The sequence below is a fragment of the Streptomyces flavofungini genome (genome assembly GCF_041028215.1).
Taxonomy (GTDB): Bacteria; Actinomycetota; Actinomycetes; order Streptomycetales; family Streptomycetaceae; genus Streptomyces; species Streptomyces flavofungini_B.
The window spans coordinates 1-9243 of the sequence record NZ_JASKYR010000255.1 but is presented as its reverse complement, the minus strand read 5'-3'; the positions used below and the strand labels follow the sequence as shown (position 1 = coordinate 9243).

8 protein-coding genes and 2 pseudogenes are annotated in these 9243 nt (G+C 71.2%); 6 read left to right on the top strand and 4 right to left on the bottom strand.

All coding sequences use genetic code 11. The features are described 5' to 3' along the window. A pseudogene (locus AB8Z36_RS18965) lies at positions 1 to 555 on the top strand (hypothetical protein); the annotation flags it as partial. A gap of 171 nt (positions 556 to 726) precedes the next feature. Beyond that, entirely contained in the window at positions 727 to 1530 is an 804-nt protein-coding gene (locus AB8Z36_RS18960; RefSeq protein WP_369214518.1) for a hypothetical protein, read from the top strand. A 647-nt stretch (positions 1531 to 2177) separates the two neighbouring features. Here AB8Z36_RS18960 and AB8Z36_RS18955 read toward each other — a convergent pair. After that, positions 2178 to 2555, bottom strand: coding sequence for a chorismate mutase (locus AB8Z36_RS18955; RefSeq protein WP_369214517.1), 378 nt, complete (start codon positions 2553 to 2555; stop codon positions 2178 to 2180). Positions 2556 to 2955: 400 nt separating this feature from the next. On the opposite strand from AB8Z36_RS18955, the gene guaA reads away from it, so the two are divergent. Further along, positions 2956 to 4542: a glutamine-hydrolyzing GMP synthase gene (guaA, locus tag AB8Z36_RS18950; RefSeq protein WP_369214516.1), complete on the top strand. Its 1587-nt coding sequence runs from the start codon at positions 2956 to 2958 to the stop codon at positions 4540 to 4542. A 92-nt stretch (positions 4543 to 4634) separates the two neighbouring features. On the opposite strand, the gene AB8Z36_RS18945 is transcribed toward guaA, so the two are convergent. Continuing rightward, positions 4635 to 5117: a pyridoxamine 5'-phosphate oxidase family protein gene (locus tag AB8Z36_RS18945; protein ID WP_369214515.1), complete on the bottom strand. Its 483-nt coding sequence runs from the start codon at positions 5115 to 5117 to the stop codon at positions 4635 to 4637. Between the two features lie 259 nt (positions 5118 to 5376). Between AB8Z36_RS18945 and AB8Z36_RS18940 the strand changes: the two genes are divergently transcribed. The 3 genes from AB8Z36_RS18940 (at position 5377) to AB8Z36_RS18930 (ending at position 8384) form a co-directional block, all read left to right on the top strand. Beyond that, positions 5377 to 6162 carry a class II aldolase/adducin family protein gene (locus AB8Z36_RS18940; protein ID WP_369214514.1) on the top strand — a complete coding sequence of 262 codons (786 nt, stop codon included), beginning with the start codon at positions 5377 to 5379 and terminating at the stop codon, positions 6160 to 6162. A 217-nt stretch (positions 6163 to 6379) separates the two neighbouring features. After that, a complete protein-coding gene (locus AB8Z36_RS18935) occupies positions 6380 to 7645 on the top strand; it encodes a hypothetical protein (protein ID WP_369214519.1) in 1266 nt (421 codons plus the stop codon). A gap of 214 nt (positions 7646 to 7859) precedes the next feature. Next, a complete protein-coding gene (locus AB8Z36_RS18930; RefSeq protein ID WP_369214513.1) occupies positions 7860 to 8384 on the top strand; it encodes a DoxX family protein in 525 nt (174 codons plus the stop codon). 13 nt (positions 8385 to 8397) lie between these two features. On the opposite strand, the gene AB8Z36_RS18925 is transcribed toward AB8Z36_RS18930, so the two are convergent. Together AB8Z36_RS18925 and AB8Z36_RS18920 are read right to left on the bottom strand one after the other, a co-directional pair. Next, on the bottom strand, positions 8398 to 8604 hold the full coding sequence (locus AB8Z36_RS18925; protein WP_440581949.1) for a hypothetical protein: 207 nt from the start codon (positions 8602 to 8604) through the stop codon (positions 8398 to 8400). A gap of 19 nt (positions 8605 to 8623) precedes the next feature. After that, a pseudogene (locus AB8Z36_RS18920) lies at positions 8624 to 9243 on the bottom strand (LiaF domain-containing protein); the annotation flags it as partial.

Below are 9243 nucleotides of genomic sequence, written 5' to 3'. Positions count from 1 at the left end.
GCCCCGCGGACGTCCCCCGCGACCTGCGCCCCGCTCGCCGCTCCGGTCACCGCCTCGCCGCGGCCGAAGGCACAGGTCGACCGGGTCGTGACCAGCGCGAACGGCAAGGGCGACACTGCGACCGACACCACGACCGACGCCGCGGACGACACCACGACCGACGTCGGGCTCTCCGCCTACACGGTGGCCGACGCCAAGCATGTGATGACCCGCCTCCGCGAGGCGGCGAAGTCGAAGCGGTGCGCCACCTTCCGCGTCGGCGGTCAGCGCTACTCCGGCGTTCGCACGCTGCCCGCACCCGACAAGGGCGACGAGGCGGTCTCGTACGCCTACGCGCACCGCGACGGCGAGTTCGTGTTCCGCGAGGCCGTGACGGTGGTCCGCAGGGGTGGCACGCTCATGACCTTCGCGGCATCGAACCTCTACGACCCCCAGGGCGTCCAGGACGACCGGCAGGCCGAACGCGTCGGCATGGAGGGCGGCGGCACGCCCACCGCCGACGAGAATCCGGAGGTGGCACCCGCGATCGTCGACGCCCAGGTCGGCAAGGTCTGAGCTGCTCGCTCCCCGTACGGTTCCGTCCCAACTCACACCCGTGCGGTACAACCTTTTCGGCGGTTCCCGATCGTTACGCGAATCGCTGGCGAACTCGGCCGGTCAGCCGCTTTCATTCGCCTCGGGCGGGGGCCCGCAACCCGCGGGGTGCGAACTGAAGGCGAGAAGAACGTGAAGTCAACTGTGTCCCGGGCCATCGTGGCCGCGACGGTCACGGTCACGCTGGGTCTGACCGCGGCATGCGGTGGCGGCGACTCCGGCGACGACGGAAAGCAGTCGGAACCGGCCAAGTCGTCGGGGCCCAAGGACGACGGCGAACCCAGCGAGAACTCCGGCTCCGAGAAGGACTCCGGCTCCGAGAAGGACTCCGGCTCCGAGGGATCCGAGGGAGACGCCGGGCCCGGGACGGGGAAGGCCGCGCTCTCCTCCGCCGACCTGGAGAAGGCCGTGCTCGCCAAGGGCGACCTGAAGGGCTACGAGGTCGAGAAGCTCTCCGCCGCGGACATGCCCTCGCAGACCGTGCCCGCGGACCCGGCGGCCTGCCAGCCGTTCGCCGACATGTTCATGTTCACCAGCGACCCGAAGGCCTCGGCCCGCGTCGGCCGCACCATGACGGGCCCGGACGAACTGGACGCCACGGTCATCTCGCTCGCCCTGCTCGCGCACGAGCAGTCCGAAGCCGAGCAGGTCATGGAGAATCTGCGTACGGCCACGAAGAAGTGCCGTGCCTACGAGCACGCCGACTCCAAGTACAGCGACGTCGCCGCCCTGACCGCCCCGAAGGCGGGCGACGAGGCCGTCTCGTACAAGGTCGTCGGCCTCATCGAGGACCAGAAGACGCCGATGAGCTTCACTGTCGTACGCAGCGGTTCTACGCTCGCCGCCTTCTACTCGATCAACCTGCTCGAGCCGAAGAAGTTCGGCGTGCCGGAGAAGGTCGTCGAAGCGCAGGTCGCGAAACTCGCGAAGCCGTGATCGTGGCATAGCGAAGGGCCCCGCGGGACGGATCCGCGGGGCCCTTGGCTGTCAGCACCGACGTCAGGGCAGCGTCGGTGCCGCGGGGCGGCGCCGGGGGGATTGCGCCGCTGGTCCGTGCCGCCCGGTGGCCGACCCGGCGCACAGGGGGCGCACGCGTGGTCTCGACCACTGGCAATGAAGTTGTGGACGGAGGCCGGAACGCCGTCCTCCTACGCATCGTGCTCGATGGCCGGTTGGGGGCGCAACCGTTTCGACCGCTTCTATAAGGGAAAGGGGCCGGGAAAACGGGACGGAGGCCGGTCGGCCCCGAGCGTCCCCGGAGCCGACCGTTCTCTTGGGTGACCGGGCTGCTGTCCCCTGCCGTCCGGTCACATCGCTGAAGCGAGGTCCCACGGCGCACGGAAACGGTCCGTGCGCCTCATCGCTCCAGCGGAGCCACGCGTGGTTCTTGCGGGCCCGCCCCTGGCTGACACGGACACCGGGACCAACGAAGCCCGCCGGGAACCGGTCACGCGCCGTACGGGTGAGAGCCGACCCGAACTCAGGTCCACGGGCGCCCCCGCCCCAGCCCCCGGTTCGAGAGCGGTGGCCCGGTGGCGATGGCCTGGAGGCGGTGGCCCGGTGGCGGTGGCCCGAGGTGGTGGTCAGACCCGGCCCCGGCACAGTTCGAGGAGCGTCATCGCGAGCGCCGTGCCGGGCTTGCCGAGCGCGTCGCTGTAGTGGCTGAGGATCTCCATCTCGCGCGAGAGGTTCACGCGACGCCCGCCCGACGTGATGCGGGCCTCCTGGATGACGGCCGAGACGGCCATCCGTTCCTGGACGAGCCCGATGATGCGATCGTCCAGCGCGTCGATCCGCTCCCGCGCGTTCTCGATCGTGCCGACGGCCTCGGGCGTACGGGCGCCGGTCCACTCGGCAGCGCCCCTGCCCCCGCCCTTGGCGGCAGCCGGGACGCCCGTCGTCTTGGCGGTGGCGGTGGCGGTGTCCGTGGGCGCGGCGTTCGTGGTCGCGGTGGTGGTCATCGGGTGCTCCTCGGAGGTTCGGTTCGACCGGAGAGCCCCGGAGCGGCAAGGTCCGGATACGACGAAGCGCCCCGGGCCTTGTCGGCCCGGGGCGCCCGGTAAGTCGCTTGTCAGGTGATCAAGCAGCTCGACCATGGCAGCCGGCAGGCCGGTTGCCATAGGTAAAGAGGAAGTCGTAGCGCTTGGTCACGGGGTCAGTATGCCCCCACCGGCCCGCGCGGGGTCAAACGGTCCCGGCCCGCGGCCCGGATGCTGAGACACCCCTTCCGCCCGCCGCCCCGGTCGCGGGGCTCGTCGGATGCGACGAGGGTGGTCCCATCGGGCCCGGTAGAATCGACAAAACAGACCCCCTGCTCACGCACTGAGCCTCGCTCACGCTCAACGCCGGAAGGCCGCCGCCGTGCCATCAGCGCCCCCCGCTGCCGCCGCTCCCGACACCGTTCTGGTCGTCGATTTCGGAGCGCAGTACGCCCAGCTCATCGCCCGCCGCGTCCGTGAGGCGCGGGTGTACAGCGAGATCGTGCCGAGCACGATGCCCGTCTCCGAGATGCTCGCCAAGAAGCCCGCGGCGATCATCCTCTCCGGCGGCCCCTCCTCGGTGTACGCGGAGCACGCGCCCACCGTCGACCGCTCCCTCTTCGAGGCCGGCGTCCCCGTCTTCGGCATGTGCTACGGCTTCCAGCTCATGGCGACCACCCTCGGCGGCACGGTCGACAACACCGGCGCCCGTGAGTACGGCCGCACGCCGCTCTCCGTCTCCAAGGCCGACTCCACCCTCTTCGAGGGCACCCCGGCCGAGCAGCCCGTGTGGATGTCGCACGGCGACGCGTGCAGCGCGGCCCCCGAGGGCTTCACGGTCACCGCGTCCACGGACGTCGTGCCCGTCGCCGCCTTCGAGGACGACGAGAAGAAGCTGTACGGCGTGCAGTACCACCCCGAGGTGATGCACTCCACGCACGGCCAGCAGGTCCTGGAGCACTTCCTCTACCGCGGCGCCGGCCTCACTCCCGACTGGACGACCGGCAACGTCATCGACGAGCAGGTCACCGCCATCCGCGAGCAGGTCGGCTCCAAGCGTGCGATCTGCGGCCTCTCCGGCGGCGTGGACTCCGCCGTCGCCGCCGCCCTCGTCCAGAAGGCCATCGGCTCCCAGCTCACCTGCGTGTATGTCGACCACGGCCTGATGCGCAAGGGCGAGACCGAGCAGGTCGAGAAGGACTTCGTCGCCGCGACCGGCGTCCAGCTCAAGGTCGTCGACGCCTCCGAGCGGTTCCTGAACGCCCTCGCCGGCGTCTCCGACCCCGAGGAGAAGCGGAAGATCATCGGGCGCGAGTTCATCCGCGTCTTCGAGCAGGCCCAGGCGGAGATCATCGCCGAGGCCCCGGGCGACCAGCCCGTGGAGTTCCTGGTCCAGGGCACGCTCTACCCCGACGTGGTCGAGTCCGGCGGCGGCTCCGGCACCGCGAACATCAAGTCCCACCACAATGTGGGCGGCCTCCCCGAGGACCTTGAGTTCCAGCTCATCGAGCCGCTGCGCAAGCTCTTCAAGGACGAGGTCCGCATGGTCGGCGCCGAGCTCGGCCTGCCGGACGAGATCGTCCAGCGCCAGCCGTTCCCCGGCCCCGGCCTCGGCATCCGCATCGTGGGTGAGGTCACCAAGGAGCGCCTCGACCTCCTCCGCGAGGCCGACGCCATCGCCCGCGAGGAACTGACGGCGGCCGGTCTCGACCGGGAGATCTGGCAGTGCCCGGTCGTACTGCTCGCCGACGTCCGCAGCGTCGGCGTCCAGGGCGACGGCCGCACCTACGGCCACCCGATCGTGCTGCGCCCCGTCTCGTCCGAGGACGCCATGACGGCCGACTGGACCCGCATGCCGTACGACGTCCTCGCGAAGATCTCGACCCGCATCACCAACGAGGTCTCCGACGTCAACCGCGTCGTCCTCGACGTGACCTCGAAGCCGCCGGGCACCATCGAGTGGGAGTGACCTCCCCCCTGCCGTAGACGGCGCCGCTCGCTTCCCCCGAAGCGGGCGGCGCCGTTTCGCATGGCCCCACGCATCGGGGAACCCCTTCGGGTTCAGGTACGCCGCGTCGTCCGCAGCGGCGCCCCCGGCTTCCAGAGCTGCACCGCGAGGTACTTCCCGTCCTCGATGTACGTACGCACCACCTCCGTCAGTTCGGTGCGGAACAGATGGAACGCGTCCGGGTCCGGCGGATCCACCGTCTCGGCATAGCGCGCGACGACCCGAGGATCCCGCACCTCGACCGCGCGGCCCGCGATCCGGACGTCCCCGTCGGCCATCTCCGCGTCGGGGCCGTGGTTCGCCTGGAGCGCGAAGCGCGGATCGCGCCGCAGGTCCAGGGCCTTGAGCGAACCCGGCATCATTCCGAGCCACATCTCCCCGTGCAGAAACCGCACCTCCAGCCCCGTGGTCCGCGGCGCCCCGTCCCTGCGGAGCGTGGCGAGCGTGTGATGCACAAACGCACCGAAGCGCCTCTCGACCACCACCGCGAACCCCGGCTCCGCCTCGACGAAGTCCCCCCATCGGACCGGTGCCACCGCATCTGCCGTCGCTGTGGGCTCCGCCGCCACGGCCGACGCACTCACGCCTGGCTCTGTCATTGCGGGCTCCGCCGCCATTGCCGCTGGCTCCGCTCCGCTGACGTCTTTCCGGTTGAACGACATGCGTCGAGTCTTCCGTCGATACCCGACACCTTGTGTCGCCTTTGGCCGACCGGAATCCGTGATCCCTCCGCCTCTGTTCACCTGCACTTACCACCGGTACCTTCCGCCTCGTACGGCCAGAGACGGAGGACACATGCAGGCGCCCACACCCATACCCGTCGAGCGGTTGCAGTTCGCGATGCCACCCGTGCACGACTCCGTCGAGGACGAACGGCGGCACCGCAAGGAGCGGCTCGCCGGAGCGCTGCGGATCTTCGGGCGGCTCGGGTACGAGGACGGGGTCTCCGGGCACATCACGGCACGGGACCCGGAGCACACGGACTGCTTCTGGGTGAACCCGTTCGGCATGCCCTTCAAGCACATCACCGTCGGCGACCTCGTCCTCGCCAACGCCGACGGGCAGGTCGTCGAGGGGCGGCACCACGTCAACCAGGCCGCCTTCACCGTGCACGCCCAGGCCCACCTGGCACGGCCCGACGTCGTCGCGGTCGCGCACTGCCACTCCCTGCACGGCCGCGCGCTCTCCACCCTCGGCGAACTCCTGGACCCCATCACGCAGGAGGCCTGCGCCTTCTACGAGAGCCACGCGCTGTACGACAACTACACCGGAGTGGTCGTGGACGCCGAGGAGGGGCGCAGCATCGCGACCACGCTCGGCGGCAACAAGGCGGTCATCCTGCGCAACCACGGCCTGCTCACGGTGGGGGACTCCGTCGACGCCGCCGCCTGGTGGTTCATCTCCCTGGAGCGCTCCTGCCAGGTGCAGCTCAGCGCCCGGGCCGCTGGCCGCCCGGTGCTCATCGGCCACCAGCAGGCGGTGCTGACCCGCGAGCAGCTCGGCAGCGATCTGGTCGCGTGGATCAACTACCAGTCCCTGTGGCAGGACGTCAGCCGCAGCGAGCCCGACCTGCTGACCTGACCCCGCGACCGGCGGGCTCGCCCCTTCGGCCCATGGTCCTGACCCCGCGCCACGCGGACCCGCTGTCGCCGTCAACTCCGTGCTCGCCCCTTCACCCTCGCTGACCTGACCCATGGAGTGCGCGCACCCCTTCGTGCGGCACAATTCCCCTGTTGCGCGCGGAAGTTCAGGAACGGTGGCCCAAAGGGCTCCGAGGGTGGGGAAGGCGGCGTACGCGGTGGCGGTGCAGGAGGCGAGACAGGGCGCGCACGGGGGCGGTTGCACGTGCGGCGGCTGCCCGCACGGCGCGCGCGAGGGGCACCGGCTCGCCGTGGCCGCGTTCCTCACCAAGCGCGATGAACTGGCGGCCGGCGAAGGCCTGCCCGCGGCCGTCGCCCACTCGGCGGGCGCTTCCCGGCAGTGGGTGTCGGACGAACTGACGCAGTCCGCCCGGGACGTCGCCGAGCGGGGCAGGGCCGAGGGCGAAGCCTGGCTGCGGCGCCTGTGGACGCGGACCCTGGGCGTCGTCTGGGCGGCCCTCACGGTCCTCCTCCTGGTCCAGGCGCTGACCGCGATCGGCGCGGGCTGGACCGCCGCCCGCACGGCCGGGCTCGTCGCCGCGCTGCTCGTGGGAGGGCTGCTGAGCGGCGCGGCATACGTCCACCGGAAGCGCGGTGGCGTCCTTGCGCCGGTGATCGGCGAGGACAACCGGCTCTCCACCTCGCGTGCCGTGGCCGCCTGCTGGGTGCTGTTCGTCGTCTTCTCGGTGCTGGTCCTCGCGGGCCGCCTCGCCGTGGCCTCGGGGCACGAGGACCGGGACGAGGTGATCGCGGGGCTGGGACTCGAACGGGCCGTCGCCATGGTGACCGTCCTGGCCGTGGTCTGCGGGGTCGCCGTGCTCGTGCGCAGGGTCGTCGGCCTGCGGGTGCTCGGCCAGCGGTTGCAGAAGGTGCGTGCCGACCGGCCCCGGGCCGCCGATTCGCTCACCGACGACGCGGGCCGCGGCAGCTTCACCGACGCGCAGTACGTGCTGGTCAGCGCCGTCGCCGTGATCTTCGCCGCCGTACGCCTCGCGCGACGCCCCGAGGAACTGCCCGACCTGCCCTGGGGGCTCGCGCTGCTCGTCCTGGTGTCGGCCGCGACATACCTGGCGGGGAAGTACTCCGAGGGCGGCCGTCCTGTGATCCTCTCCGTGGTGCGGTCCCGCGAGGCCGGTGACCTCGATGCCCCGATCCGTACGGGCGACGACATCGAGATCCGCGGCGCGGGCTTCGTGCCTCCCGGCGCGGGCGACGCGGACCGGCTGGCCCGCATGGTCGTCCGGATCGGCACCGTCCATGTCCATGTGCCGCTCGTGCCCGTGCCGGGCGGCTTCACCAACCCGACCGACGCCACGCTCACCGTGCCCGTCCCCGTCGACGTCGAGCCCGGCCGGGTCGACGTACAGGTGATCACGGCCGCGGGCATCGAGACGAACCGCGTCACGATCGACGTCACGGACTGAACCAGTCGGCCGAGCCACCGGCCGACCCCCCTCGGCAGAACCATCGCGAGTCTTCCCCCTCTCCGCTTCCCGTCGTCTCTCCGCCCGGCCTCGTGCACGATGGCGGGCGCACTTCCTCGCACAATGTCGTGCCATCCGTCGCACAGGGGTGAGCAACGGCCGCTTCTTCTCCGTATGGTCTGGTGACGGGTCGACGGGAGAGGCGGCGAGAGCCATGGCTCACGGCATGCGGACGGACAGCCACACCCATTACGCCGGGCGGAGCGACTGGCGGACGACCGCCTCCCGCTACGCCCTGGTCCCGCTGCGGATCTTCCTCAGCGTCACCTTCATCTACGCCGGTCTGGACAAGCTCACCGACGACGCCTTCATGCGGGCGAGCGGCGCGGGGTCGATCGGGCAGCTGATGACCGACATCCGCGACATCTCCGCGATCCCGGACCTGGTCGACCTCTCCCTGAAGAACCCCGTCGGCTTCGGCTACGCCATCGCCTTCGGCGAACTGGCCGTGGGCATCGGCACCCTGATCGGCCTCCTCACCCGCATCGCCGCACTGGGCGGTGCGCTGATCTCGCTCAGCCTGTGGCTGACCGTCAGCTGGTCCACCGAGCCCTACTACTACGGCAACGACCTCGCCTACCTGATGGCCTGGCTGCCGCTCGTGCTCGCCGGGGCGTCCGTCCTCTCCGTCGACGCCCTCATCGCCGACCGCCGCAAGGGCGCCCTGGGGCCCCGCTAGCGACGGCACCCATTCAGCCGCGCGGCTCCCGGCCGGGCCCGGGGCGGCCGCTCGGGCGGGCCGCACCGCGCGGGCGTATGCCATGGACCGCCGCCGTCACGCCCGCGAGGAACAGCCCCGCCATCACCATGGGCAGTGCGATGAACCAGGGTGCGTCCCAGGCACCTCCCGCGTCGCCCGTGTACACGACGGCGACCGTCAGCAGACTGAGGCCCGCCACCAACTTTCCGGGGTGTGATTCATGACGTAGCACGGGTCACCTTCGCTTGTCCGACGCCTACTTCGAGCCGCAGATCGAGCGTGCCGCCGTCCTCGCCGCCCGACGGCGGCTCCAGCGTCACCTTCTTCTCCCTGCCGGGAGCGACATCCAGGTCCTTGCTCTGGTCACCCGGCAGCACGATGTCACCGACGCCCACTTCGGCGTCGAGCCGCACCGTGACGTCCTTCGGCACGATCACCCGCAGGTCACCCATGCCGACCTCGGCGCTGGTCTCCAGCGTCTGGCCCTTGCCGAGGTCGATCCCGCTCAGGTCGAGCTTGCCCGTGCCGAGGCCCACCTCGTACTGGGGGCGGACGTCCGCCGCCGTGGTCGGTATCCAGTCCGTGCGGGCATAGTGCGTCGTGATGTTCTTCGGCAGTGCCGCCGTGGCCGCGAGGAGCCCGGCGGTGAGGACCGCGAGCACGATCGACCCGGCCCCCGTGCGCCCCAGGAACGCGCTGACGGCGATGCCCAGGCCGAACACCGCGAGAGCGCAGGCCAGACCTGTCTGCAACGTGGTGCCCAGCGGCTGGTGCTCCCAGGTCAGCGCGGTGCCGAGACCGCCGGCCATTAGCGCGAGCAGGAACACCCAGCCGCCGA